Source organism: Thalassobaculum sp. (assembly GCF_965223715.1).
Taxonomy (GTDB): Bacteria; Pseudomonadota; Alphaproteobacteria; order Thalassobaculales; family Thalassobaculaceae; genus Thalassobaculum.
Genome location: NZ_OZ245012.1, coordinates 1,856,595 through 1,883,223 on the forward strand (window position 1 = coordinate 1,856,595; position 26,629 = coordinate 1,883,223).

General features: G+C 68.1%; 23 protein-coding genes. 15 read left to right on the forward strand and 8 right to left on the reverse strand.

Annotated elements, in window-relative coordinates:
* Positions 1 to 100: 100 nt before the first annotated feature.
* From ACOQOP_RS08585 to gatC, 4 genes are all read right to left on the reverse strand, one after another.
* Entirely contained in the window at positions 101 to 451 is a 351-nt protein-coding gene (locus ACOQOP_RS08585; protein ID WP_420565910.1) for a cupredoxin domain-containing protein, read from the reverse strand.
* Positions 452 to 575: 124 nt separating this feature from the next.
* Positions 576 to 2,036: an Asp-tRNA(Asn)/Glu-tRNA(Gln) amidotransferase subunit GatB gene (gene gatB / locus ACOQOP_RS08590; protein WP_420565911.1), complete on the reverse strand. Its 1,461-nt coding sequence runs from the start codon at positions 2,034 to 2,036 to the stop codon at positions 576 to 578.
* A 3-nt stretch (positions 2,037 to 2,039) separates the two neighbouring features.
* Positions 2,040 to 3,521 (reverse strand): Asp-tRNA(Asn)/Glu-tRNA(Gln) amidotransferase subunit GatA, encoded by a 1,482-nt coding sequence (gene gatA / locus ACOQOP_RS08595; protein WP_420565912.1) that lies wholly within the window; start codon positions 3,519 to 3,521, stop codon positions 2,040 to 2,042.
* Positions 3,521 to 3,808 (reverse strand): Asp-tRNA(Asn)/Glu-tRNA(Gln) amidotransferase subunit GatC, encoded by a 288-nt coding sequence (gene gatC / locus ACOQOP_RS08600; protein ID WP_420565913.1) that lies wholly within the window; start codon positions 3,806 to 3,808, stop codon positions 3,521 to 3,523. The genes gatA and gatC overlap by 1 nt, the downstream gene beginning before the upstream one ends.
* Before the next feature lie 84 nt (positions 3,809 to 3,892).
* Here gatC and ruvX point away from each other — a divergent pair, with 84 nt between their 5' ends.
* From ruvX to rpmG, 11 genes are all read left to right on the forward strand, one after another.
* Positions 3,893 to 4,348 (forward strand): Holliday junction resolvase RuvX, encoded by a 456-nt coding sequence (ruvX, locus tag ACOQOP_RS08605; RefSeq protein ID WP_420565914.1) that lies wholly within the window; start codon positions 3,893 to 3,895, stop codon positions 4,346 to 4,348.
* Positions 4,345 to 5,244, forward strand: coding sequence for an AEC family transporter (locus ACOQOP_RS08610; RefSeq protein WP_420565915.1), 900 nt, complete (start codon positions 4,345 to 4,347; stop codon positions 5,242 to 5,244). Before ruvX ends, ACOQOP_RS08610 begins: the two co-directional genes overlap by 4 nt.
* A gap of 376 nt (positions 5,245 to 5,620) precedes the next feature.
* Positions 5,621 to 6,862, forward strand: a complete 1,242-nt coding sequence (locus tag ACOQOP_RS08615; RefSeq protein ID WP_420565916.1) for a CaiB/BaiF CoA transferase family protein — start codon at positions 5,621 to 5,623, stop codon at positions 6,860 to 6,862.
* 56 nt (positions 6,863 to 6,918) lie between these two features.
* A complete protein-coding gene (locus tag ACOQOP_RS08620) occupies positions 6,919 to 7,917 on the forward strand; it encodes an aspartate carbamoyltransferase catalytic subunit (RefSeq protein WP_420565917.1) in 999 nt (332 codons plus the stop codon).
* A complete protein-coding gene (locus ACOQOP_RS08625) occupies positions 7,914 to 9,248 on the forward strand; it encodes a dihydroorotase (RefSeq protein WP_420565918.1) in 1,335 nt (444 codons plus the stop codon). The genes ACOQOP_RS08620 and ACOQOP_RS08625 overlap by 4 nt, the downstream gene beginning before the upstream one ends.
* A gap of 4 nt (positions 9,249 to 9,252) precedes the next feature.
* Positions 9,253 to 9,858 carry a glycerol-3-phosphate 1-O-acyltransferase PlsY gene (plsY, locus tag ACOQOP_RS08630; protein ID WP_420566526.1) on the forward strand — a complete coding sequence of 202 codons (606 nt, stop codon included), beginning with the start codon at positions 9,253 to 9,255 and terminating at the stop codon, positions 9,856 to 9,858.
* 110 nt (positions 9,859 to 9,968) lie between these two features.
* Positions 9,969 to 11,138: a DNA-processing protein DprA gene (gene dprA / locus ACOQOP_RS08635; protein ID WP_420565919.1), complete on the forward strand. Its 1,170-nt coding sequence runs from the start codon at positions 9,969 to 9,971 to the stop codon at positions 11,136 to 11,138.
* 60 nt (positions 11,139 to 11,198) lie between these two features.
* Positions 11,199 to 13,919 carry a type I DNA topoisomerase gene (topA, locus tag ACOQOP_RS08640; protein ID WP_420565920.1) on the forward strand — a complete coding sequence of 907 codons (2,721 nt, stop codon included), beginning with the start codon at positions 11,199 to 11,201 and terminating at the stop codon, positions 13,917 to 13,919.
* 11 nt (positions 13,920 to 13,930) lie between these two features.
* Entirely contained in the window at positions 13,931 to 16,162 is a 2,232-nt protein-coding gene (gene rnr / locus ACOQOP_RS08645; protein ID WP_420565921.1) for a ribonuclease R, read from the forward strand.
* Between the two features lie 106 nt (positions 16,163 to 16,268).
* Positions 16,269 to 17,882, forward strand: coding sequence for a S41 family peptidase (locus ACOQOP_RS08650; RefSeq protein ID WP_420565922.1), 1,614 nt, complete (start codon positions 16,269 to 16,271; stop codon positions 17,880 to 17,882).
* A 78-nt stretch (positions 17,883 to 17,960) separates the two neighbouring features.
* A complete protein-coding gene (gene rpmG / locus ACOQOP_RS08655; protein WP_420565923.1) occupies positions 17,961 to 18,128 on the forward strand; it encodes a 50S ribosomal protein L33 in 168 nt (55 codons plus the stop codon).
* Positions 18,129 to 18,241: 113 nt separating this feature from the next.
* Here rpmG and ACOQOP_RS08660 read toward each other — a convergent pair whose 3' ends face one another.
* Together ACOQOP_RS08660 and ACOQOP_RS08665 are read right to left on the reverse strand one after the other, a co-directional pair.
* Positions 18,242 to 19,645: a PleD family two-component system response regulator gene (locus ACOQOP_RS08660; protein WP_420565924.1), complete on the reverse strand. Its 1,404-nt coding sequence runs from the start codon at positions 19,643 to 19,645 to the stop codon at positions 18,242 to 18,244.
* Positions 19,646 to 19,651: 6 nt separating this feature from the next.
* Positions 19,652 to 20,065 carry a response regulator gene (locus tag ACOQOP_RS08665; protein ID WP_051243410.1) on the reverse strand — a complete coding sequence of 138 codons (414 nt, stop codon included), beginning with the start codon at positions 20,063 to 20,065 and terminating at the stop codon, positions 19,652 to 19,654.
* A gap of 123 nt (positions 20,066 to 20,188) precedes the next feature.
* Here ACOQOP_RS08665 and ACOQOP_RS08670 point away from each other — a divergent pair, with 123 nt between their 5' ends.
* A complete protein-coding gene (locus ACOQOP_RS08670; RefSeq protein WP_420565925.1) occupies positions 20,189 to 21,142 on the forward strand; it encodes an ROK family protein in 954 nt (317 codons plus the stop codon).
* A gap of 7 nt (positions 21,143 to 21,149) precedes the next feature.
* The gene (locus tag ACOQOP_RS08675; protein ID WP_420565926.1) at positions 21,150 to 22,481 is read left to right on the forward strand and encodes a DNA polymerase IV; all 1,332 of its coding nucleotides are present in this window, start codon (positions 21,150 to 21,152) and stop codon (positions 22,479 to 22,481) included.
* Positions 22,482 to 22,485: 4 nt separating this feature from the next.
* Here ACOQOP_RS08675 and ACOQOP_RS08680 read toward each other — a convergent pair whose 3' ends face one another.
* On the reverse strand, positions 22,486 to 23,313 hold the full coding sequence (locus tag ACOQOP_RS08680) for an EipB family protein (RefSeq protein WP_420565927.1): 828 nt from the start codon (positions 23,311 to 23,313) through the stop codon (positions 22,486 to 22,488).
* Between the two features lie 226 nt (positions 23,314 to 23,539).
* On the opposite strand from ACOQOP_RS08680, the gene ACOQOP_RS08685 reads away from it, so the two are divergent.
* A complete protein-coding gene (locus tag ACOQOP_RS08685; protein WP_420565928.1) occupies positions 23,540 to 24,265 on the forward strand; it encodes a GGDEF domain-containing protein in 726 nt (241 codons plus the stop codon).
* 87 nt (positions 24,266 to 24,352) lie between these two features.
* On the opposite strand, the gene ACOQOP_RS08690 is transcribed toward ACOQOP_RS08685, so the two are convergent.
* A complete protein-coding gene (locus tag ACOQOP_RS08690; protein WP_420565929.1) occupies positions 24,353 to 25,255 on the reverse strand; it encodes an SPOR domain-containing protein in 903 nt (300 codons plus the stop codon).
* Positions 25,256 to 25,461: 206 nt separating this feature from the next.
* On the opposite strand from ACOQOP_RS08690, the gene rnd reads away from it, so the two are divergent.
* The gene (rnd, locus tag ACOQOP_RS08695; RefSeq protein ID WP_420565930.1) at positions 25,462 to 26,622 is read left to right on the forward strand and encodes a ribonuclease D; all 1,161 of its coding nucleotides are present in this window, start codon (positions 25,462 to 25,464) and stop codon (positions 26,620 to 26,622) included.
* Positions 26,623 to 26,629: the final 7 nt, after the last annotated feature.

Consider the following 26,629-nt stretch of genomic DNA (forward strand, 5'->3'; position numbering starts at 1 on the left):
CTTTGGCTCCGATCGCCCGAGCCGGATTACCTGTGGGCCCCGGCACAAGGCCGGGGAGTCGAGCAAGAGGAGAGAAAGATGATGGCACCGCCTCCCCCGCTCACTCCACCGTGGCGATCAGCTTCATCTTGGGGTGGATGCGGCAGAGGATCTCCACCGCTCCCGGCTTGTCGAGGGTGATGCGGGTGGTCTCGCCACGGGTCTGGACGCCGATGTTGAACGCGCTGCCCGGGGTCTCGGAATAGACGTTGTGGTCGTAGAAATCGTCGTTCACGAAGGCGATGCTGTCGCCCGCTTTCACCGTGATCTCGCCCGGCCGGAAGGAGCGGTGTTTCTGCACAACCTCGTGCTCGGCGGACGCCCAGGCGACGCCGATACCGGCCCCCGCCGCGGCGCCGATCGCGCCGCCCAGCACCACCACACAGAAAACCGGAGCGACTCTCGCACCCATCAAAACCGTCCCAAACCAACACAACCGAAGGCAGCAGTATAACCCGCCTCTCGCAGGCGCGAAACGGTACCGTTGGTACGGTAGACCGGCGGGCGCAGCCTCAGCCCCACCCGCCGGATACGGTCTAGCCGTCGAGCTTCTTGCGCAGCAGCTCGTTGACCATGCCCGGGTTCGCCTTGCCCTGGCTCTTCTTCATGGTCTGACCGACGAAGAAGCCGAACAGCTTGTCCTTGCCGCCACGATACTGCTCGACCTTGTCGGCGTTCTCGGCCAGCACCTCGTCGATGATGCCTTCGATGGCGCCGGTGTCGGACACCTGCTTCAGGCCCTTCTCCTCGACGATCTCGCCGGCCGACTTGCCGGTCTCGAACATCTCGGCGAAGACCTCCTTGGCGATGCGCCCGGAGATCGTGCCGTCGCCGATCAGGTCGACCAGCCCGCCCAATGCCTCGGCCGAGACCGGGCTGTCGGACAGGTCCTTGCCGGCCTTGTTCAGCGCGCCGAACAGCTCGGAGATCATCCAGTTGGCGGCGATCTTCGGGTCGCGGCCCTTGGCGAGCTGCTCGTACCAGTCGGCGGTCGCCCGCTCCTCCACCAGGATGGCGGCGTCATAGGCCGACAGGCCGAACTGCGACATGAACCGCGCCTTCTTCACGTCGGGCAGTTCCGGCAGATTCTTGCCCAGCTCGTCCACCCGCGCCTGATCCAGCACCAGCGGCAGCAGGTCCGGATCCGGGAAGTAGCGGTAGTCGTGCGCGTCCTCCTTGGAGCGCATGGAGCGGGTCTCGCCCCGGCCGGTGTCGAACAGGCGCGTTTCCTGGTCGATCTGGCCGCCGCTCTCCAGGATCTCGATCTGGCGCCGCGCCTCGTACTCGATCGCCTGATGGATGAAGCGGACCGAGTTCATGTTCTTGATCTCGCAGCGCGTACCCAGCGGGTCGCCCGGCTTGCGGACCGACACGTTCACGTCGGCGCGCAGGGAGCCTTCCTGCATGTTGCCGTCGCAGGTGCCGACATAGCGCAGGATCGAGCGCAGCTTCTTCACATAGAGCCCCGCCTCCTCCGGCGAGGAGAGGTCCGGCTTGGAGACGATCTCCATCAGCGCCACGCCCGACCGGTTCAGGTCGATATAGGACTTCTGCGGATGCTGATCGTGCAGCGACTTGCCCGCGTCCTGCTCCAGGTGCAGCCGTTCGATCCCGACCGACTTGGTCGTGCCGTCCGGCAGGTCGAGCAGCAGTTCGCCCTCGCCGACGATCGGGTCCTTGTACTGGCTGATCTGATAGCCCTGGGGCAGGTCGGCGTAGAAGTAGTTCTTGCGGTCGAACACGCTGCGCAGGTTGATCTTGGCCTTCAGGGCCAGACCGGTGCGCACCGCCTGCTCCACGCATTCGCGGTTGATCACCGGCAGCATGCCCGGCATGGCGGCGTCGACCAGACTGACCTGGGTATTGGCCTCGGCACCGAACTTGGTGGAGGACCCGGAGAACAGCTTGGCCTGGGAGATCACCTGGGCGTGCACCTCGAGGCCGAGCACGACCTCCCACTCGCCCGTCTCACCCTGGATGCGATACGGCTCGGTCATCGCTCAGCCCTCCCGCACCATGGCCGGCACGGCCTTGAAATCCGCCGCCCGCTCCAGCGCCCGGCCGACCCGGACAACGGAGCCCTCGTCGAACATGCGCCCCAGCACCTGCAGCCCCATGGGCAGGCCGCGCGCCGACAGGCCGGCGGGCACGGAGATGCCGGGCAGACCGGCGAGGCTGGCGGGAACGGTGAACACGTCTTGCAGGTACATCTTGACCGGATCGTCCTCGTTCTCGCCGATGGCGAAGGCATCCGACGGCGCCGTCGGCGTCAGGATGGCGTCGACCTTCTCAAAGGCCTGGTCGAAGTCGCGGCGCAGCAGGGCGCGGACCTTCTGGGCCTTCAGGTAATACGCGTCGTAATAGCCGGCGGAGAGCACGTAGGTGCCGATCAGCACCCGGCGCTGCACCTCGTCGCCGAAGCCTTCGGCGCGGGTGTTGGCGTACATCTCGGCGAGGCTGCCGCCGTCGACCCGCAGCCCGTAGCGCACGCCGTCATAGCGCGCCAGGTTGGACGAGGCCTCGGCCGGGGCGATGATGTAGTAGGTGGCCAGCGCGTATTTCGTGTGCGGAAGGGAGATGTCGACGATCTCCGCCCCCTCGGCCTTCAGCCAGTCGATACCCTGCTGCCAGACCTTGGAGATCTCGTCGGGCAGGCCATCGACCTTGTACTCGGCCGGCACGCCGATGCGCATGCCCTTAACGCCCTGGTTCAGCGCCGCCGACAGGTCCGGCATGGCTTCCGCCGCTGAGGTCGAGTCCTTGGGATCGTGCCCGGCCATCGACTGCAGCAGGATGGCGGCATCCTCCACCGTGCGGGCCATCGGGCCGGCCTGGTCGAGCGACGAGGCGAAGGCGACGATGCCCCAGCGCGAGCAGCGGCCATAGGTCGGCTTCAGCCCGACGATGCCAGAGAAGCTGGCCGGCTGGCGGATCGAGCCGCCGGTATCCGTCCCGGTCGCGGCCAGGGCCGAGCGCGCGGCGACCACCGCCGCCGAGCCGCCGGACGACCCGCCCGGCACCCGCTTCTTGTCGGGTTGGTCGGTCGAGCGCCAGGGATTCTCCACCGGGCCGTAATAGGAGGTGACGTTGGAGGAGCCCATGGCGAACTCGTCCAGGTTGGTCTTGCCCAGCAGCACCGCGCCGGCGCTCCACAGGTTCGTGGTCACCGTCGACTCATAGGGCGGGATGAACCCGTCCAGGATGTGGCTGGCGGCCGTGGTCAGCACGCCCTCGGTGCAGAACAGGTCCTTGATGGCGAGCGGAATGCCCTCCAGCGCCCCGCCCTCGCCCTTGGCCAGACGCGCATCGGCCTGCTCGGCCATCTGCAGCGCCTTGTCCGGCGTGGTGGTGATGTAGGCGTTGAGGTCCGCCGTGGCCTCCATGCGGGCGATATAGGCCTTGGTCAGCTCGGTGCTCGAGATGTCCTTGGCGGCGAGCTTGGCCTTGGCGTCGGCCAGGCTCAGGTCCAACAGATCCGTCATTACTCGACAACCTTCGGCACGACATAGAAACCATGGGCGGACTCGGGTGCGTTCGCGGTGACCCGGGCCTGATACCCGCCGTCGGTGACCGCGTCCTCGCGTTGCGGCAGGGTATGGCCGGTCACGCTGGCAAGCGGTTCGACGCCGGAGGTATCGACCTCGTCGAGTTGCTCGACGAAGCCGAGAATGGCGTTCAGATCGCCGACCATCGCCTCCAGGCGGTCGTCAGATACCTTGATCCGTGCGAGATTCGCGATTGACGCGACAGTGGCCTTGTCGAGCGACATGGGCTAAGACCGTCCCAGTTATTCTCAGGAGCGCGAAAAACGGCGGAAATCCGCCGTTTGAAAGCGCGGAAGCTAGCACCGCCCATGCCCATCTGCAAGCCCGGCGACCTCGTTCGCCTTCTCGCCCCCGGCGCCCGTCTGATCGGCCTCGATTTCGGGTCCAAGACCATCGGCGTCGCCATTTCCGATGCCGCCCTGCGCGTCGCCGCGCCGGTGACCACGATCCGGCGCAAGAAGTTCTCCGCCGACGCGGACGCGCTGATCAAGATCGCCGAGGACCGCGGTGTCGGCGGCTTCGTCGTCGGCCTGCCGCTGAACATGGACGGCACCGAGGGCCCGCGCTGCCAGTCGACCCGCGACCTGACCGAGGAACTGCTGAAGCGCCACGACCTGCCGACCATCTTCCAGGACGAGCGCATGAGCAGCCAGGCGGTGGAACGGGCGATGATCGCCGAGGACCTGAGCCGCAAGCGCCGCGGCGAATCGATCGACGCGGCGGCAGCCGCCTACATCCTGCAGTCGGCGCTGGACGCTCTTTGACCGCCCTCCTCCCCGTCTTCGGCCTGATCGTCCTGGGCGCCATCCTGGCGCGGATCGGGCCGCTGGGGGATGACGGCTGGCGGGCAGTCGAGCAGCTCACCTACTGGCTGCTGCTGCCGGCCCTGCTGGTCCTGAAGCTCGGCGGCACCGACCTGTCCGACTACACCGTCGGCCCGATGGTGATCGCCATGGCCGGTGCGGTGATCATCGCGACGGTGTGCCTGCTGGCGGTGTACCGGCTGACCGGCATCGGCGGCCCGGCCTATACGAGCGTGATCCAGGGGGCGATCCGGCAGAACACCTATATCGGCGTGGCCAGCGTCGGCGCGCTCTACGGCGAGGCGGGCGAGGCGCTGGCGGCCGTCGGCATCGCGGCGGTGATCCCGCTGGTGAATTCCATTTCGATCTGGGTCCTGACCCGCATGGCCGGTCGCGATCCGGTGACCGGGTTGCGGGTGCTGTGGGCGATGCTGAAGAACCCGATCTTCGTCGCCTGCATGCTCGGGATCGCGCTGAACGCCAGCGGGATCGGCATCCACCCGATGGTCGCCGAGGGCCTGGACAAGCTGGCCGGCGGGGCCCTGGCGCTCGGCCTGCTGGCGGTGGGTGCCGGGCTGCGCTTCGCCGTGCTGCGGACCGGCTGGCCGGCGCTGCTGCTGTCGAACGCGGTGAAGCTGGTGGCCCTGCCGGCGCTGACCATGGCCCTGGCGATCCCGCTCGGGCTGACCGGCGTGCCGCTGGCGGTAGCGGTGCTGTTCAACGCGCTGCCGAGCTCGGCGTCTTCCTACGTCTTCGCCCGGCAGCTTGGCGGCGACCACGAGCTGATGGCGGCGATCCTGACCACCCAGGTGATCATGGCGGCGGTGACCCTGCCGGCGTTCCTGGCGGCGGTTTAGGGGCGGCCCCTCCCCTCATATCTGTCTTCCCGGCCCCGCGCCGGGACCGAGAAGAGGAGCAGCCGGAACCGTTCACGACAATGTCCCCGGCGTTCCAGCACGCGGAAGTCTCGGTCCCGGCGCAAGGCCGGGAAGACTGAAAATAAAAATATCGCCCCCCACCCCGGCCCTTCGACACGGAGCTGCGCTCCTGTTCAGGGTGAGGTCATCAGAGATAACGAAAGACCACATCCTGAGCAGCGACCGAAGGGAGCGTGTCGAAGGGCGCCCCTGCTGCGAAGAAATTCACCCCGTGAAACCACCACACCGGCCCCATTGCCGCGGCATCCGGCGTGATCTACCAAGATGTCCCCACCGTTCCGCCGAGGCCGTCCGCATGACCGACACCACCCCCGTCACCACACCGATGGCCCTCGACGGCATCTGCGTGATCGACGCCTCGCGCGTCCTGGCCGCCCCGATCGCCGCCCAGACCCTGGGCGATCTCGGCGCCGACGTGATCAAGATCGAGCGGCCGGGCACCGGCGACGACATCCGGCGCTGGGGCCCGCCCTTCCTGAAGGACAGCGACGGCAACGACACCACCGAGAGCGCCTATTACCTCGGCACCAACCGCAACAAGCGCTCCATCACCCTCGACTTCACCCAGGCGGAAGGCCGCGAGATCCTGTTCCGGCTGCTGGAGACCGCCGACGTCTTCGTCGAGAACTACAAGGTCGGCGACCTCGCCCGCCACGGCCTCGCCTACGACCAGATCCGCGAGCGCTTCCCTCGCCTGGTCTATGCCAGCGTCACCGGCTTCGGGCAGACCGGCCCCTACGCACCGCGCCCGGGCTACGACCTGCTGGCCCAGGCCATGGGCGGGATCATGAGCGTCACCGGCGATCCGACCGGTCAGCCGACCAAGGTGGGCGTGGCCATCGCCGACATGATGACCGGCATGTACACCACCAGCGCCATCCTGGCCGCCCTACGCCACCGCGACCTGACCGGCCGGGGCCAGCACATCGACGCCGCCCTGCTCGACACCCAGGTCTCCTGGCTGATGAACCAGGCGATGAACTACCTGGTCGGCGGCGTGGTGCCCGGCCGCCTCGGCAACGCCCATCCCAATGTCGCGCCCTACGAGGTCTTCGCCAGCTCCGACGGCTTCCTTATCCTGGGCTGCGGCGCCGACCGCCAGTTCCACGCCTTCCTCAAGGTCGCCGGCCGATCCGAGCTGGCCGAGGACCCCCGCTTCGTCAGCAACAGCGCGCGGCTGGCCAATATTGACGCCCTGCGCGCCGAGCTGGCGGCGATCATGTCCACCCGCACCACCGACGAGTGGGTCGCGGCCCTGGAGGCAGCGAAGGTGCCCTGCGGACCGGTCAACACCATCGACCGGGTCTTCGCCGACCCGCAGGTGCAGGCCCGCGGCATGGCCGCTTCCATCCCCGGCCATGCCTTCAACCCGGAGGGCGTGCCCACCGTCGCCTATCCGCTGAAGCTGTCGGAGACCCCGGCGACCTACCGCCGCCCGCCCCCGATTCTCGGCCAGCACACCGACGAGGTGCTGACCGGCGAGCTCGGGCTCGATGCCGACGCGGTCGCCAAGCTGCGGGATGCAAAGGTGATCTGAGATTCTCCCGGGGCGCGGTTGCCCGCCGGGTCAACGAGGCATATACAGCCCCTTTAATGACCGACGCCCTTTCCCCGCTCGCGACGCCCGCATCCGATGATGACGGCCGTACGTACCCCCACCGTCACCTGCTCGGCATCGAGGGGCTGACCCGACCGGATATCGATCTTCTGCTCGACCGCTCGGAGCGCTTCGTGGCCCAGAACCGCCAGCTGGACAAGAAGGTCTCCAGCCTGCGCGGCCGCACGGTGATCAACCTGTTCTTCGAGAACTCCACCCGAACCCGCACCAGCTTCGAGCTGGCCGGCAAGCGGCTCGGCGGCGACGTGATCAACATGTCCGTCGGCACCTCGTCGATCAAGAAGGGCGAGAGCCTGATCGACACCGCCATGACCCTCAACGCCATGCACCCGGACGCCCTGGTGGTCCGCCACTCGGAATCCGGTGCCGTGCAGCTCCTGTCGGAGAAGGTGAACTGCTCGGTGATCAACGCCGGCGACGGCAGCCACGAGCACCCGACCCAGGCGCTGCTCGACGCGCTGACCATCCGGCGGCGCAAGGGACACCTGGAAGGGCTGGAGGTCGCGATCTGCGGCGACGTCGCCCATAGCCGGGTGGCGCGGTCCAACATCCACCTGCTGTCGATCATGGGTGCGCGGGTCCGACTTGTCGCCCCGCCGACCCTGCTGCCGAGCGGGATCGAGCGGATGGGCGTGGAGATCCATCACGATATGGAGCGCGGCATCGCCGGCTGCGACATCGTGATGATGCTGCGGCTGCAGACCGAGCGGATGCGCGGCTCCTTCGTGCCGTCGGTGCGCGAGTATTTCCGCTATTTCGGCCTCGACGTGGACAAGCTCCAGGCCGCTAAGCCGGACGCGCTGATCATGCATCCGGGCCCGATGAACCGCGGGGTGGAGATCGACAGCCTGGTCGCCGACGACATCGACCGCTCGCTGATCCGCGAGCAGGTGGAGATGGGCGTGGCCGTCCGCATGGCGATCCTCGACATCCTTGTCAGCAACCAGACCGAACCCTGGGCGAAGAACCAATGAGGTCGACCCTCTACAAGAATGCCCGGCTGCTGGATCCGGCGAGCGGGCTCGACGCCAAAGGCGCGCTGCTGGTCCGCGACGGCAAGATCGCCGAGCTCGGCCCGCAGCTCTTCGTCGACGCCCTGCAGGCCGATGCCGAGGTGGTCGACTGCGCCGGGCGCTGCCTCGCTCCCGGCCTGGTCGACATGCGCGTGCAGGTCCGCGAGCCGGGCGACGAGCATATGGAGACCCTGGCCTCGGCCCAGAAGGCGGCGGTCGCCGGCGGCGTGACCACCTTCGCCACCCTGCCCAACACCAATCCGATCATCGACGACGTCTCCCTGCTGGAATTCGTCGAGCGCCGGGCGCTGGAGGTCGGGCTGGCCAACGTGCATCCCTATGCCGCCGCCACCAAGGGGTTGCGCGGCGAGGAGATGACCGAGTTCGGCATGCTGGCCGACAGCGGGGCCGTGGCCTTCACCGACGGTGAGCACGCCATCGCCGATGCCCTGGTCATGCGCCGGGCCCTGTCCTACGCCAGCATCTTCAAGCGCACCATCGTCCAGCACCCCGAGGACCCGGCCCTGGCCCGCGAGGGCTCGGCCAATGAGGGCGAGATCGCCACCCGGCTGGGCCTCGCCGGCATCCCGGCCGTGGCCGAGGTGATGATGGTCGAGCGCGACCTGCGGCTGGTGGAACTCACCGGCGGCAGCTACCACGCCGCCCATCTCTCCACCGGTGCGGCGATCGACGCGATCCGCCAGGCCAAGAAGCGCGGCCTGCCGGTGACCTGCGACACCGCCCCGCCCTATTTCGCGCTGAACGAGGGCGCGGTCGTCGACTACCGCACCTTTGCCCGGCTCTCGCCGCCGCTGCGCAGCGAGCAGGACCGGCTGGCCGTGGTCGCCGGCCTGGCCGACGGCACGATCGACGCCATCGCCAGCGACCACTCCCCGCACGATCAGGACAGCAAGCGCGTCCCCTTCTCCCAGGCCCTGCCGGGCGGGGTCGGGCTGGAGACGCTGCTGGCGGTCAGCCTGGAGCTGGTCCATACCGAGGCGATGAACCTGCTCGACCTGCTGCACCGCCTGACCGTCGCACCGGCGCGGATCCTCGGCCTGCCCTACGGCACGCTGGCGGTCGGCGGCGACGCCGATCTGGTGATCTTCGACCTGAACCGGGCCGGCAAGGTGGAGCCCGAGCGGTTCGCATCGAAATCCCGCAACACGCCGTTCGACGGCCGTCCGGTGGAGGGCCGTGTCTGGCGCACCGTCTATCGCGGGACGACCGTGTATGATGTAGAGACCGAGGCACCGCCTCCGATACGACGCAGGGCTTTTGTCGATGCCTGATCCTATGGGACCGTTCGAGTACACGTGGCCGTTCTATGCCGGCTTTGTTCTGGCCTATCTGCTGGGCTCCATCCCGTTCGGGCTGGTGCTCACCCGGATGGCCGGGCTGGGCGACATCAGGGCCATCGGCTCGCACAACATCGGCGCGACCAACGTGCTGCGCACCGGCCGCAAGGGCCTTGCCGCCGCCACCCTGCTGCTGGACGGCGGCAAGGGCATCGTCGCGGTCGCCGTCGGCTGGCAGTTCGGCACCGACATGGCGATCCTGGCGGCGGTCGGCGCCGTGCTCGGCCACTGCTTCCCCGTCTGGCTGAAGTTCAAGGGCGGCAAGGGCGTGGCCACCGCCATCGGCGTCTGGCTGGCGCTGGTGCCCAATGTCGGCGTCGTCGTCTGCGGCCTGTGGCTCGCGATCGCCTTCGTGTTCCGCTACTCCTCCGCCGCCGCCCTGGTGGCCATGGCGGTCGCCCCTTTCCTCGCCTGGCACCTGGAAGGCCCGCAGATCGCTCAGGCCGGCGGCGTGATCGCTTTGATCATCTGGCTGCGTCACCACCAGAACATCCGTCGCCTGATCAAGGGGCAGGAGACCAAGATCAGCTTCCGAAAGAAGTGAAACCGCGAAATCGGTTTCACTGCCTTGGTTTGTTTCGATTTCGCAACTTTCTCGAAACCGCCCCGGCCCTTCCATAGCTCCCGCGACCTTCATCGCCAGGGAGCCGGCCGATGTCCTCCGCCACCGCACGCGACACGTCACCCGCCGCCCTGCCCGAGCGCGAGCGGATCTCGCGGCTGAGGCTGATCCGGACCGAGAATGTCGGCCCGATCACCTTCCGCCAGCTTCTGGAACGCTTCGGCAGCGCCGAACGGGCGATCGCCGCCCTGCCCGACCTCGCCCGTCGCGGCGGGCGGCGCCATCCGCTGCGTGTCCCCTCCATCGCCGCGGCCGAACGCGAGGTCGAGGACAACGCCCGGATCGGCGCATACCTGGTGGTCTATGGCGACCCCGCCTACCCGCCTGCCCTGGCGGCGGTCGAGGATGCGCCCGGCGCCTTCTCGCTGTTCGGCCATGCCCACCTGCTGGCGGCCCGCACGGTGGCGGTGGTCGGCGCCCGCAACGCATCCATGAACGGCCGCAAGCTCGCCCATGTCCTGGCGCGGGAGATCGGCCGGGGCGGCTATGCGGTCGCCTCCGGCCTCGCCCGCGGGATCGACGGCTCGGCCCATGAGGGTGCGCTGGAGAGCGGTACCGTGGCCGTGGTGGCCGGCGGCATCGATGTGATCTACCCACCGGAGCACACCGACCTGTTCCGTCGGATCGCCGAGGCCGGCGCGATCGTGGCGGAACAACCGGTCGGCACCACGCCCCAGGCCCGACACTTCCCCTCGCGTAACCGGATCATCGCCGGGCTCAGCCTTGGCGTGCTGGTGGTCGAGGCGGCGACCCGATCGGGCTCGCTGATCACCGCCCGCCGGGCGCTCGATCAGGGCCGCGAGGTCTTCGCCGTTCCGGGCTCCCCCCTCGACCCGCGCTGCGGCGGCACCAACGGCCTGATCAAGGAAGGGGCGGCGTTTCTTGTCGAGTCCGCCGAGGACGTCCTGCGGATTCTGGATGGCCTGCCGCAGAGAAAATTGGGAGAACCGCAGGGCCGCGATTGGGAGGGTTCCTATGACCGCGAAGCCCTTGATACGCCCACGATAGAGGTCGACGATTCCGCCCGCCGTCACGTCCTGGAAGCGCTGAGCTCGGAACCGGTCGCGGTTGACGAACTGATCCGCGGGTGCCAATTGTCGGCTCCGATCGTCGCGACGGTGCTTCTGGAGGCGGAGCTTGCGGGGCTTATTGACCGCCATCCCGGAAACCAGGTGTCGCGCCGAATGGACATACCGACCTGACCGTCCGGCTTTTCTGCCGGCCAATGCTCGGGCCGGTTCCTGGGAAAGCGAACGGTACGTATGACCAAAGTCGTTGTCGTCGAATCCCCGGCCAAGGCCAAAACCATCAACAAGTATCTCGGCAGCGACTATCACGTGCTGGCGAGCTACGGCCACATCCGGGACCTGCCACCGAAGGACGGATCCGTCGATCCGGACCATGATTTCCAGATGCTGTGGCAGACCGACCAGCGGTCCGAGAAGCAGGTCAAGGCGATCGCCGACGCCGTGAAGGGTGCCGAGCAGCTCATTCTGGCGACTGACCCCGACCGCGAGGGCGAGGCGATCAGCTGGCACATCCGCAATGTGCTGGACGAGCGCAAGGTCCTGAAGGGCATCGACGTCAAGCGCGTGGCCTTCAACGCCATCACCAAGGACGCGGTGCTGGACGCCATCGCCCATCCGCGCGACCTGGACCAGGACCTGATCGACGCCTACCTGGCGCGCCGAGCGCTCGACTACCTTGTCGGCTTCACCCTGTCGCCTGTGCTGTGGCGCAAGCTGCCGGGCGCCCGCTCGGCCGGCCGCGTGCAATCCGTCGCCCTGCGCCTGGTCTGCGAGCGTGAGTCTGAGATCGAACGGTTCGTCGCCCAAGAATACTGGTCGGTGGAAGCGGTGTTCCGCACCGAGGAGCGCAAGACCTTCACCGCGCGCCTGACCCATCTGGATGGCACCAAGCTCGACCGGCTCGACATCAAATCGGAGGCCGAGGCCAAGGCGGCCGTCGCCGCCATCGAGGCCGGCAGCTTCACCATCGGCTCGGTGGAGAAGAAGCGGGTCAAGCGCAACCCGGCCCCGCCCTTCACCACCTCGACCCTGCAGCAGGAGGCCTCGCGCAAGCTCGGCTTTGGCGCCACCCGCACCATGCAACTCGCCCAGCGGCTCTATGAGGGTGTGGATATCGGCGGCGAGACCACCGGTCTCATCACCTATATGCGGACCGACGGCGTGCAGATGTCGCCGGAGGCGATCACCCAGATCCGCCGCTCCATCGGCGGCGAATACGGCGACCGCTACCTGCCCAACACGCCGCGGGTCTACAGCACCAAGGCGAAGAACGCCCAGGAGGCGCACGAGGCGATCCGCCCGACCGACGTGACCCGCACGCCGGACATGCTGCGCTCGCGTCTCGATCCGGACCAGTGGAAGCTCTACTCGCTGATCTGGAAGCGCGCTGTTGCCAGCCAGATGGCCAGCGCCGAGCTCGACCAGACCACCATCGACGTGACCGACAAGGGCGGGCGCAGCGTGCTGCGGGCCACCGGCTCGGTCATCGCCTTCGACGGCTTCCTGAAGCTGTACCGCGAGGACCGCGACGACAGCGAGGGGGCCGATCTCGGCGGCGACGACGAGAACGACAAGATCCTGCCGGCCGTGGCGAACGGCGATGCCGTCGCCCGACAGGAGGTGACGCCGGAGCAGCACTTCACCCAGCCGCCACCGCGCTATTCGGAAGCGAGCCTGGTGAAGAAGATGGAGGAGCTCGGCATCGGCCGGCCGTCCACCTATGCCAGCATCCTGCAGGTGCTGCAGGACCGCGAATACGTCCGTCTGGACCGCCGCCGCTTCGTGCCGGAGGACCGGGGCCGTCTGGTCACCACCTTCCTGTCCAGCTTCTTCGACCGTTACGTCCAGTACAACTTCACCGCCGATCTGGAGACCCAGCTCGACAACGTGTCGGACGGGCAGATCGACTGGCGCCAGGTGCTGCGCGACTTCTGGTCGTCCTTCAAAGGCTCGGTCGACGGCACCAAGGATCTGTCCATCGGCGACGTGATCGAGAAGCTGGACGCCGAACTGGCCGACCACTTCTTCCCCAAGGGTCCGGACGGCCAGCCCGCTCGTGAATGCCCGAGCTGCGGCGACGGCAACCTGTCCCTGCGCCTCGGCAAGTTCGGCGCCTTCATCGGCTGCTCGAACTATCCGAACTGCAAGTTCACCCGCCAGCTCGGCGAGGCCGCCGGCGGGCGTCCGGTCGATGGCGAGGGCGAAGGCGGCGCCCTGCCCCGCGTGCTCGGTCAGGATCCCGTCACCGGCAAGGATGTCAGCCTGAAGAAGGGCCCCTACGGCGTCTACGTCCAGCTCGGCGAGCCCGAGGAAGGCTCCAAGGAGAAGCCCAAGCGCGCCTCCCTGCCCAAACAGGTCTCGCCCGCCGATATCGACCTGGAGAAAGGTCTGGCCCTGCTGTCCCTGCCCCGCCCGGTCGGCGAGCATCCGGAGACGAAGGACATGATCGAGGCCGGCATCGGCCGCTTCGGTCCGTATCTGAAATACGCCGGCAGCTATGTCAGCCTGCCGGGCGACGACACGGTGCTGACCATCGGCCTGAACCATGCGGTGCAGATCATCGCCGAGAAGGGGTCGAAGAAGAAGCCGGGCCGCCCGCTGGGCGACCACCCGGTCGACGGCAAGCCGGTAACGGTCCAGGCCGGCCGCTACGGTCCCTATGCCCAGCATGGCTCCCTGCGCGCCACCCTGCCCAAGGGCGAGGGGATGGACGAGATCACCCTGGAAAGGGCGGTCGAGCTGCTGAACGCCAAGGCCGAGAAGAGCGGCAAGGGTGCGCCTAAGAAGGCTGCGGCGAAGAAAGCCGCAGCCAAGAAGGCGGACGGCGACAAGCCGGCGGCGAAGAAGGCTGCGCCGAAGAAGAAAGCCGCTGCGAAAAAGGCCCCCGCCAAGAAGGCCGCCTCGAAGTCCAAGAAGACCGCCGACGGGGATTCCGCCGGCACGACGGGAAGCTGAGCGCCGACGACGTGGCCCGTCCCCCCGCCCAGCTTCCCACCCGTGAGCAGATCCTCGCCTTCGTCGAGGACAGCCCCACGCCGGTCGGCCGTCGTGAGATCGCCCGCGCCTTCGACGTGAAGGGGGCGATGCGGGCGGAGCTGCGCGGCCTGCTGAAGGAGATGGCCGAGGCCGGCGACCTGGATCTCGGCCGCAAGCGCAAGGTCGCCAAGCCGGGCACCCTGCCGGAAGTCACCGTGCTGGAGGTCACCGGCACCGATTCCGATGGCGAGGTGCTGGCCCGTGCCGTCGGCCGCGAGGAGGAAGACCCCGCCCCGCGCATCCACCTGCTCTCCGACCGCCGCTCCGGGCCCATGGGACCCGGCGACCGCGCCCTGTGCCGCCTGGAGCGCCGGGGCGACACCTTCTACCTCGCCCGGGTGATCCGCCGGCTCGGCCGCACCGCCGCGCGGACCTTCGGGGTGTTCGAGAAGACCGCCGATGGCGGCCGCGTGCGCCCGACCGACAAGAAGGCGAAGTCGGAGATCCGCATCCCCAAGGGCGACGAGAAGGACGCCGTCACCGGCGACCTGGTCACCGTGGAGATCATGCCCAAGGGCCGGCTCGGCCTGCCGGTCGGCCGGGTGATCGAGCGCTATGCCGGGGCGGCCGATCCGCGCTCGTTCAGCCGGATCGCCATCCACGAGCAGGACATCCCCGACGTCTTCCCCGAAGCCGCCGAGGCCTTGGCGGAGAAGGCGAAGCCGGTTGCGCTGGGCAAGCGCACCGACCTGCGCGCCATCCCGCTCGTCACCATCGACGGTATCGATGCCCGCGACTTCGACGATGCGGTCTTCGCCGAGGCCGACGAGGACCCGGCCAATCCCGGCGGCTACCGCCTGCTGGTCGCCATCGCCGACGTGGCCCATTACGTACGCCCGGGCGACGCGCTCGACCGCGAGGCGCTGAAGCGGGGCAACTCGGTGTATTTCCCCGACCGGGTCGTGCCGATGCTGCCGGAGGCCCTGTCCAACGGACTGTGCTCCCTGCGTCCGGACGAGGACCGCGCCTGCATGGCGGTGGAAATCATCATCGACGCCGAGGGCAACAAGCGCCGCCACAGGTTCATGCGCGGCCTGATGCGCTCCCAGGCCCGCCTCACCTACACCCAGGTCCAGCAGGCCCGCGACGGCGGCAGCCGCGAGGGCATCCCCGACGGCGTTCTGGAGCCGCTCTACGGCGCCTTCGAGGCGCTGCGAAAGGCCCGGAGCCGGCGCGGTGCACTGGACATCGAGCTGCCGGAAAAGCGGGTCATCCTGGACGAGGCCGGCAACATCACCGAGATCGGCATCCGCGAGCGCCTCGACGCCCATATGCTGATCGAGGAGTTCATGGTCCTGGCCAATGTCTGCGCCGCCGAGACCCTGGAGGACCGCCGCCAGCCCTGCATGTACCGGGTGCACGAGACGCCCGATCCGGAGAAGGTGGCAGCCCTGGGCGAGGTGCTGGACGGGCTCGGCATCGCCTTCGCCAAGGGCCAGGTGGTGCGGCCGAAGACGTTCAACGGCGTGCTCGCCAAGGTGAAAGGCGAACCCCATGAGCGCATGGTCAACGAGTTGGTGCTGCGCTCCCAGTCCCAGGCGGTCTACGCACCGGAGAACCTGGGACATTTCGGCCTGGCGCTGACCAAATACGCCCATTTCACCTCACCGATCCGCCGCTATTCCGACCTGCTGGTGCACCGCGCCCTGATCCGCGGCCTGAAATTCGGCGAGGACGGGCTGCGGCCGGACGACGACGGCTCCTTCCAGGAATGGGGCGAACACATCTCCATGACCGAGCGCCGGGCCGCGGTGGCCGAGCGCACGACCCTGGACCGCTATCTCGCCCGCCACCTGGCCGACAGGGTCGGCGGGATCTTTCCCGGCCGCATCAACGGCGTGACCAAGTTCGGCGTCTTCGTCACCCTGGACGAGACCGGGGCGGACGGGCTGGTGCCGATCCGCTCCCTGCCGGACGACTATTACGACCACGACGACGTGCACCACACGCTGACCGGCCGCTCCCATGGCTGGGTCTTCCGCCTTGGCGACCGGGTGGAGGTGCGGCTGGTGGATGCCGATCCGGCCTCCGGCGGCATCGTCGTGGAGATCGTGTCGGGCGGCGAACAAGGCACGGCCCCGCGCGGCGGACGGCGTCACGGCGGCCCGAAGCGACGCCCCCAGGCCCGCGGACGCCCGCACAAGGGGCGCAAGCGGCGATGACCGCGCCCGCGCGGTCCGGTGGTCGCGATTGATTCACCCCCGGATTTGCAGCATTGTTGGTGCATCGCGAAATACGATTTCCAAGCGTAACGTCGAGTACCTGTGAATGTCGCAGCCCGGTCGGTTTTCGCCGCTCAACACGTTGACGTCCGTCGCCGCCCGGCGCCTAGCTGCCGCCGGCCTCGCCCTGCTCCTGCTCGGCTCCTGTACCAGTTCGCGGCCGGAAGCGGGCGGCCCGACCTCGTTCGCGATGGATACCGGTGCTGAGGCCTTCTCGATTGGCTATGAGGGCATCGCCGATCTCTATGTGGAGCCGGTGCCGACCCAATCCCTGGCGCTCGCGGCCCTCGACGGCGTCGCCGCGCTGGATCCGGCGATCGACTTCATGCGCCGCGGCGACGCGCTGATCGTTACCGATACCGGCACCCCCTTCGCCAAGTTCACCGTGCCGGCGGACGACAATCCGACCCAATGGGCCCGGCTGACCGCCGCGGCGATCGAGGCGGCGCGCAAGCGGTCCGCCGTGCTCGCGGATACCGACGCAGACCGGCTCTACGAGGTCGCCTTCGACGCCATCACCGGCAAGCTCGACCGGTTCTCGCGCTACCACAACGCCAGCGAGACCCGCGCAGGGCGAGCCGCCCGCAAGGGCTATACGGGAATCGGCGTGACCATCGGCCAGACCGACGGGTCGGTGGTCGTGGCCTCGGTCTACCGCGGCTCGCCGGCCCACACGGCCGGGCTGCAGACCGGCGACCGCTTCGTGGCCGTGGACGGCAAGTCGGTCACCGACAAGGACATGGAGGCGACCGCCAATCTGCTGCGCGGCGCCATCGGCACGACGGTGGACATCCGCATCGCCCGCGGCCCGGCGGAACTGGACTTCCAAATCCTGCGCCAGCGGGTGATCGAGGACACGGTGCGCTTCGCCGCCCTCGACGGCATCGCCTATTTCAACGTCAGCGGCTTCAACAGCGACACAGCCAGTGCCCTGGCCCTGGCCCTGCGCGAGGCCAAGGCGCAGCTCGGCGACGACCTGCCGGGCATCATCCTCGACCTGCGGCAGAATCGCGGCGGCACCCTGGACGAGGCGGTCGAGGTGGCCGACCTGTTCGTGGACAACGGGATCATCCTGGAGACCCAGGGCCGGCACAGCATGTCCCGCCACCGCTACGACGCCCAGTACGGCAACACCACGACGCTCGCCCCCATCGCCGTGCTGATCGACAGCGGTTCCGCCTCCGCCGCCGAGGTGGTGGCCGCAGCCCTGCAGGATTCCGGCCGCGCCCTGGTGATCGGCGCCCGGTCCTACGGCAAGGGCACGGTGCAGCGGGTGATCGACATCCCGCCGATCTCCAGTGAGCTGATCCTGACCTGGGCGCGGATGCACGCCCCGTCCGGCTACGCGCTCTCGGATTTCGGCGTGTTTCCGTCGATCTGCACCCCGGACTACGGCGACGACCCGGAGGTCAGTGCCGCCGCCCTGGAATCGGGCGAGCTGCGACTGAGCGAGACCATGCAGAAGCGGCTCTACGTCACCCGTATGGACGAGTCGGAGCGCCGGAAGCTGCTCGCCTGGTGCCATGCGGACCATCCGCCCTCAACCACCGACAGCGACACCCGGCTGGCCGTGCGGCTTCTGTCCGACCGCAAGCTTTTCCAGCTAGCCTTCCACGCCTCGCGGGTGGCCCTGGGCGAGCGACCGGCCAACCCCGACTGACAGGCCGAACTAAGCACGCTTGACATGTGCGGCGCCGTAGCTATTTTGCGGCCTCCGCGAAGGCGAAGGAGATGAGACATGGCGAAGCCCGCGACCGTTCTGATCAAGATGGTCAGCACCGCCGACACTGGGTACTTCTACGTGACGAAGAAGAACCCGCGTACGAAGACCGAGAAGCTCGAGCTGCGCAAGTACGATCCGGTCGCGCGCAAGCACGTCCTGTTCAAGGAAGCCAAGATCAAGTGATCCTGGTGCCAGGCTGACGACCCCGAGGGTCGCCCGGTGGGCGGCCCTTTTGTTTTGTCCGGTTTGTTCTCTCTTGGTGGTCTGGGATCCGGACGCCGTGCCGGCCCCGACGGTCAGCTCACCGCGGTGGCGTTGGCCGCCGACTCGTCTCTGGCCAGGACGACCTGATTCCGGCCCTGGCGCTTGGCCTGGTACAGGGCATCGTCGGCCCGACCGATCAGCTTGTCGATGCTGTCCTCGCCGTCGGTGTTCCGCAGCGCGCAGCCGATGCTGATGGTCACGCCGAGTTCCCGGCCGTCCTCCAGCTTCAGGGGGGTCGAGGCGATCACGTCGCGCAGCCGCTCGGCCACGACCAGGGCGAAGGGCTCCGGCGTGTCAGGCATGACCACAACGAACTCCTCGCCGCCCAGGCGGGAGACGAGATCGACGTTGCGCACGCTGCTGCGCATCAGCTCGGTGATGTGCTGCAGCACCCTGTCGCCGGCGCCGTGGCCGTGGGTGTCGTTCACCAGCTTGAAGTGGTCGACATCGATCACCAGCAGGGCCAGCGGCTTCTGGCGCTCCGCGGTGTCGCTCATCAGCCGGCCCAGATGGGTCAGCAGGTAGCGGCGGTTGTACAGGCCCGTCAGGCTGTCGGTGAGCGCCAGGGCGAGGCTCTGCTCGTAGGTTTCGCGCATCCGCTCCTGATAGCGCCGCCGCCGGATCTGCGTGCGCACCCGCGCCAGCATCTCGTTCCGGTCGATCGGCTTCATCAGGTAGTCGTTGACCCCGAGATCCAGCGCCTTGGCCAGCTTCTCTGTCTGGTCCTCCTCGCCCACCATGAGGATCGGGATATGCCGGGTCGCCTCGGCGGCGCGGAACTGGGACACCAGCCGCAGGGCGTCGTCCCCGGCAAGGTTCAGGCTGCAGATCACCAGGTCGAACTCGGTGGCCGAGGCCCGGGCGAAGCCGGTGGCGCCGTCGGCCGCCTGCTCCACGGTGTCGCCGTCCACCGCCAGGCTCTCGCGCAGGTTCATGGCGTCGATGCGGTTGTCCTCAATGGCGAGGATCCGCGCCTGGGTGACGTCGATCTCGGTCATCGCCCGGGGTTCCTGCATCCCGAGCTGGGACGAGGTCTCCACCCGCAGGCGCCACTCGTCCATCATCATCTTCAGCCGCAGCAGCGAGCGCACCCGGGCGAACAGGGCGGCATCCACCACCGGCTTGGTCAGGAAGTCGTCGGCGCCCGCCTCGATCCCACGGACCCGGTCCGACACGTCGGACAGGGCGGTGACCATGACGACCGGCAGGTGGGTGGTGCGCGGATCGGCCTTGATCCGGCGACACACCTCGAAGCCGTCCATGCCCGGCATCATGACGTCGAGCAGGACGATGTCCGGAATCTCGCGCTCGATCATCTCAAGCGCCTCGGGCCCGTTATAGGCGGAGAGGACGTCGAAATACTCCGCCGTCAGCTTCGCTTCGAGGAGCTTGACGTTCGGGAGCACATCGTCGACGACGAGGACGCGGCCCGGCATGGCGGTCTATCCCAGGAACTTTTTTACGGTATCCAGGAAGTGCCCGACCGAAATCGGCTTGGCGATATACGCCTCGCAGCCGCCTTCCCGGATCTTCTCCTCATCGCCCTTCATTGCGAACGCGGTCACGGCGATCACCGGAATCGACTTCAGGCGATCGTCCTCCTTGATCCACTTGGTCACTTCCAGGCCGGAGACTTCCGGCAGCTGGATGTCCATGAGGATCAGGTCGGGACGCTTGTCCCGGGCAAGACGCAGGGCGTCCATCCCGTCACGCGTGCAGATGATGTCGTACCCATGAGCCTCCAGGAGGTCATGAAACAACTTCATGTTGAGCTCATTGTCCTCGACAATGAGGACGGTCTTCGGCGTGGACGATGCCGGTCCCGAGTTTCCGTTCTGTGTCTCGACCGAGGTCATGCCCTCATCCACCTTGATCCGTTCTGGGATACACTCGACCCGATTCAGCGAGCCGGATAGACATATTACCAAGCCCTTCAAGCCGATTCCATCACGGACGGGCTTAACACGGATGAGGCAGTTTTGCACCAAAAGCCGATCTTGCGCCACCTGCGCATAGGGGTCGACCTCGGCGGCACGAAGACCGAGGCGATTGCGCTTGCCGAAGACGGCCGCGAACTGCTGCGGCGACGGGTCGCGACCACCAAGGACGACTATCCCGGCACGGTTCGCGGGGCCGCGGATCTGGTCCATGCGCTGGAATCGGAACTCGGTGCCCGGGGCACCGTCGGCGTCGGCATCCCCGGCAGCCTGTCGCGGGCCAGCGGCGTGGTGAAGAACGCGAATTCCACCTGGCTCAACGGCAGGCCGCTGGACCGTGACCTGTCGGAGGCGATGGGCCGGCCGGTGCGGGTGCAGAACGACGCGAACTGCTTCGCCGTGTCGGAGGCGACCGACGGGGCAGCCCAGGGCGCGGCCATCGCCTTCGGCGTGATCCTGGGCACCGGGGTCGGCGGCGGCCTGGCGATCCACGGACGGGTGGTGGACGGGCCAATGGGCGTGACCGGCGAATGGGGCCACAATCCCCTGCCCGCCCCGCTGGACGACGAGCGGCCGGGCCCGGCCTGCTATTGCGGACGCCATGGCTGCCTGGAGACCTTCCTGTCCGGGCCCGGCATGGCCAGACGGTTCGTGGAGAGCGGCGGCCCGGACTTGCAGGCCGTCGAGATCGCCCAGGCCGCCGAGGCCGGAAACCCGGCGGCCGCCGCCCATATGGCGCGCTATGCCGACCGTCTGGCGCGCGGACTGGCAGGCGTGATCAACATTCTCGACCCCGACGTGATCGTGCTCGGCGGTGGCCTGTCGCGGGTGGCGATGCTGTACGACCAACTCCCCCGCCTGCTGCCGGCCCATGTCTTCACCGACCGGCTCGACACCCGCATCGTGCCGCCCGTCCATGGCGACAGCAGCGGCGTGCGCGGCGCGGCCTGGCTGTGGCAGTCCGATCCGGCCGACACCCCGGCAGGAGCGGAGTGAGAGCCCGATGGCGGCTGGCGACATCCCTGCCGGCGAGACCCTGTGCCGGGAATGCTTCACCTGGAGCAAGGGCGCGCCCGCCCGCTGCCCCTCCTGCGGCTCGCCGCGGGTGCTGTCCCATCCCGAGCTGCGGTCGCTGAGCATCGCCCATCTGGACTGCGACGCCTTCTACGCCAGCGTGGAAAAGCGCGACGACCCGTCCCTGCTCGACAAGCCGGTGATCGTCGGGGGTTGCCACCGGGGCGTGGTCTCCGCCGCCTGTTATGTCGCCCGGATCTACGGCGTGCGCTCGGCGATGCCCATGTTCAAGGCGCTGGACGCCTGCCCGCACGCGGTGGTGATCAAACCGGACATGAAGAAATACGCGGCCGTCGGCGGCGAGATCCGCGAGATGATGCGCGCCATCACCCCGCTGGTGGAGCCGCTGTCGATCGACGAGGCCTTCATGGACCTCAGCGGCACCGAGCGCCTGCACCGCGCCCCGCCGGCGGAGACCCTGGCAAGGCTGGCGAAACGGGTGGAGGAGACGATCCACGTCACCGTCTCCATCGGCCTGAGCTTCAACAAGTTCCTGGCCAAGGTCGCCTCCGACCTGGACAAGCCCCGCGGCTTCCATGTGATCGGCCGGGGCGAGGCCCTGTCCTTCCTCGCCGGGCAGCCGGTCTCCATCCTCTGGGGCGTGGGCAAGACGCTGCAGCGCAAGCTGATCGACGACGGCATCCGCACCATCGGCGACCTGCAGCCGATGGAGGAGACCGACCTGATGCGCCGCTACGGCAGCATCGGCCAGCGGCTGGCCCGGTTCTCCCACGGCCGCGACGACCGCCGGATCGAGCCCGGCTCGGTGGTGAAGAGCGTGTCGAACGAGACCACCTTCGACAGCGATATCGCCGATATCGACGTGCTGCGCCCCTACCTCTGGCGGCTCAGCGAAGAGGTGTCGGGACGGCTGAAACGCAAGGCGATCGCCGGCGGCGCGGTCACCCTCAAACTGAAGACCAAGGATTTCAAGATCGTCACCCGCCAGCAGCACCTGCTGGCCCCGACCCAGTTGGCCGACCGGATCTACCGCACTGCCGACGCGCTGCTGACCAAGCAGGCGGACGGGCGGCGGTTCCGGCTGATCGGCGTGGGGGTCAGCGACCTCGCCGGGGAGAAGCTGGCCGACCCGGCCGATCTCGCCGATCCGGGGTTCGAGACCCGGCGCAAGGTGGAGAGCGCCATGGACGCGGTGCGCGCCAAACTGGGCGATGCGGCCATCACCAAGGGGATCGGCCTGAAGGCCCGCAAAATCCGGCAGCAGCCTTCCGACAAGATGCCGGAAGGCGAGGAACTCTAGGGCTTTAGCAGTCCGGCGACGGCAGCGCCTCGACTTCCTCCAGGCTCATGCGGACCGAGAAATCAGAGTAATACACCAGGATCGAGCGGGCGATGCCGTTGGCCAGCACCTCGATGCTCATCTCGAAATCCGGCTCCGACCCCTCGCTGTCCGGACCGAACCAGGCGAGGCGCGAGGGATAGTAGGTGCCCTGCACCGCCTCGGCCTTGATCGACGGCAGGGCGTCGGTCCTGCCCTCGCCCAGCACGGCGGAGATCAGCGACGGCGCCTCCGGCTCGCCGCCGTCGAACACCGGCGCGCGCAGGAAGCGCTTGCCGGAGGTGGCGGCCTGGATCATCCGGATCGTGTGCTCGGTCGGAAACAGGGTGTCCTTGGGCAGGTTGAGTTCGCTCTCCTCCGGTTCGGCGAAGGTCACCTTGCCGGGAGCCGAGCCCAACGGCAGCGGCATCACCGCCTTGCCCTCGATCCGCTCCTCGCCGCCGCCGCGGTCGCGCTTCACGAAGAAGCGGTAGATATCGCCGGCCTTGGATTCCCAGGTCGAATAGGTCGACTGGATCACCGACCCGTCGCCATCGGCCCGGGAGAACTCCATGGCATAGCGCTGCTCGACCGCCCAGCCGTCGCAGGCATCGCGCCACTCGAAGCCCATGCGTCCCTGGACGTCGATGATCGACGATCCGGACGCCGCCTTGTCCAGCGTCACCTTGTACAGCGCGCGGTGGGGCAGGATATCCACGGCCGTCGCCGGACTGGCCTTCGTCTCAGCGACGACACCCGCCACGCCCAACACGGCAACCGCAAGAACAGCCGCGGCCCGGGCTCGGTCCAACATATGCCACTCCTTCATGCTCACTCTCCGCCGACTATGACACGCCGAACGGGGCGGAAAAATGGCCCCTGTCCGCACGCCCGCATCGGCAAGTTTTTCCCAATGCAGGATCCCCCCGGCTGCGATCCAAAAATTCTTAAACGCTTTCATACTGTTACGCGACATACCGAAACGCCGCACGTGGCACGGCCGATGCATGGCTTCGGGTGACCAACGTGCGAGGTGACCCATGTCACACGATCCGAACCTGATGACTGTGCCGCTTGATGGACCGAGTGCCCGCATGTACGCGGAAGTGGCGGGTATGCTGGCCCGTTTCAATGGCGCACTCGACCCGGCAAACGATGCCGAGGAGCTCAGCCCGTCCGAGACGACGGCCGCGCTGAAGCTCGCCCTGGTCGCCATGACGGAGGCGCAGAAGCGCATCGAGCGGCAGCAGGCCCGTATCAGCGAGCTCGAGAGCCTCTCGGTCACCGACGAACTCACCGGCGCGATGAACCGCCGCGGCTTCGACATGCAGCTCCGAAAGTCGCTGGCCCACAAGAAGCGCCACAGCGAGGACACCGACGAGGCGCGCGGCGGCGTCGTCCTGATGATCGACCTGGACCGGTTCAAGGCGATCAATGACACCTATGGCCATGCCGCCGGCGACGAACTGCTGCGCCTGGTGGCCAGCGTCCTGACCCGCGACGTGCGGGCCAGCGATACGGTCGCCCGCCTGGGCGGCGACGAGTTCGCGGTGCTGATGCCGGACCTTGACGCCGAGGACGGCCTGACCCGGGCCCGGCGGCTGGAGAAGCGTCTGAATGCCACGAGACTGAGCTGGGGGGAGCTGGTTCTGCCGGTCTCCGCCAGTGTCGGCGCGGTCAGCTATCGGCCGCAGGACCGGCCCGCCGAAGTGCTGAACCGCGCCGACGAGACCATGTACCAGCGCAAGGCGGAGCGCCGGGCCTGAACGAAAAAGGGCGGCCGGAGGCCACCCTGATCCACAATCGAACGGTGATGAGAAGACCGGGCCCCCACGGGCCCGTTCTTTGGCGTTTCAGCGCATCGCCACCTGGTCGCCGCGCGGGGCGAGCCGGACGATCCAGGGCTGGTGACCGTCCACCGCGCCAAGATCGGCCAGGGTCGCCCGGGCTTCCTGCAGGCCATAGGGACCGACCAGCACGCGGTGCCAGGTCCGTCCGTTCAGCTCCACTTCCCGGATTTCGGCCTTGAGGTCGGAGAAGCGTCCGGCCAGGGCCTCGGCCCGGTCGCTGTCGCGCACGGAGCCGATGACCACGTAGCGCTGGTCGTCCATCGCCGGGCTCTCGGCGGTCGGGGCGCCCCACACGGCCTGAACGCTGCGGTCGCGTTGCATGAAGCTGGCCGGCGGGGTCCACGGTTCGATCGGCGCCGAGACACGGGTGACCGACGCGGTGCCGGACATGGAAATGGCTGCCGGGCGGGCGATCGGCACCGGCGGCATGGTGACCGGAGCCGCGGGCTTCGGCGCGGCCAGAACGGCAACGGACGCCGGCTCCGGCTTGGCCAGGCCCGGGGTTTCGATCGGCGTCCGGAGCGGCGGGCTTACCGTCAAGGCCGCGGCCACGACGGTGGGCTCCTCCTGGAAGCCGTCGATCTTCATGGCGCCGAGGCTGACCTCCGGGTCGTTGCCGGACCGGAAGCTGCCGTTGTCGCGGTCGCCCGGATAGGTGGCGACCACCACACGCTCGTCGGCGGCGGCGCTGGCGGGATCGATATCGTGGCAGATGTCCTCGCCCAGGATCGGCCGGCTCAGCTCGCAATCCTGTTCGACGAAGGCGGAAAGCACGTGGTCGGCCGAGAACTTGCCGGTCTTCATGTAGCTGATTCCGGAGATCGCGGTGGACGCGATCGTGACCGGAATCGGCAGACATCCGCCGAGCAAGACTGGCATCGCAGCGACCGCGATGATCCGTTTCATGGTGTTTCCCCCGTCCCACCAGGTGCTTACTGTGCGAATCTTCACTTATCCGCGAAGTAAGCGCAACTACTGCAGTTTATTTAAAATTGTAAGCGAATCAGATCGGCAAAGGGCGGGCCCCTCGTGCCCCCTGATCGGGGTATGGATCGGAGGTGCGGTTCAGCGCGCTCTTGCGCCTTCGGAAGGCTCGTGTATTACCAGCCGCCATGACACTCGTCACCGACACGGAAACCCTCGCCGCCGTTTGCCAGCGAATCGCGGCCGAGCCTTATGTCGCGATCGACACGGAATTCCTGCGCGACAAGACCTACTACTCCAGACTCTGTCTGGTGCAGCTCGCCGGCGAGCAGGACGTGGTGGCGGTCGACACCCTGGCGCCCGATATCGACCTGATTCCGCTGTTCGACCTGATGGCCAATCCGGACGTGCTGAAGGTCTTCCACGCCGCCCGCCAGGACATCGAGATCTTCGTGCATCTGACCGGCCAGGTGCCGGCACCGATGTTCGACACCCAGATCGCCGCCATGGTCTGCGGCTTCGGCGACGCGGTCAGCTATGACCGGCTGGTGCGCGCGATGACCGGGGTGAACATCGACAAGACCTCGCGCTTCACCGACTGGAGCCACCGGCCGCTGTCGCAGCACCAGATCGACTACGCCCTGGCCGACGTGATCCATCTGCGGCCCTGCTACGAGCGGCTCGCCAAAAGGCTGGCCAAGACCAAGCGCTCCGAATGGCTGGACGAGGAGATGGCGGTCCTGACCGACGTCGCCACCTACGTGACCGAGCCAGAGGAGTCCTGGAAGCGGCTGAAGACACGCTCCACCAAGCCGAAGTTCCTCGCGGTTCTGCGCGCCCTATCCGCCTGGCGCGAGGTCGAGGCGCAGACCCGGGACATTCCGCGCAGCCGGGTGCTGCGGGACGATGCCCTGGTCGACATCGCCGCCCAGGCGCCGACCTCGGCCGACGAGCTGTCGCGCTCGCGCTCGTTCAACCGGGAGTCCGCAAGCGGCAAGACCGGCCGCGCCATCCTGGACGCCGTGAAGGCGGCGCTGGAGTCACCGAAGGAGACCTGGCCAAAGGTCAGCGATCAGCGCGACAAGCCCCAGGGCCGCCAACCGGTGGCCGAACTGCTGCGGGTGCTGCTGAAGGTCCAGTGCGACGCCCATGACGTCGCGCCGAAACTGGTGGCCAGCGCCGACGACCTGGACGCCATCGCCGCCGACGACAATGCCGACGTGCCGGCCATGAAGGGCTGGCGGCGTGAGGTGTTCGGCGACGCAGCCCTCGCGGTGAAACACGGCAAGCTGGCCTTCGCATTCGATCCGGAGAAGGACCGGCTGGCGCTGATCGAGGTGCCGGACTAAGCCGGCC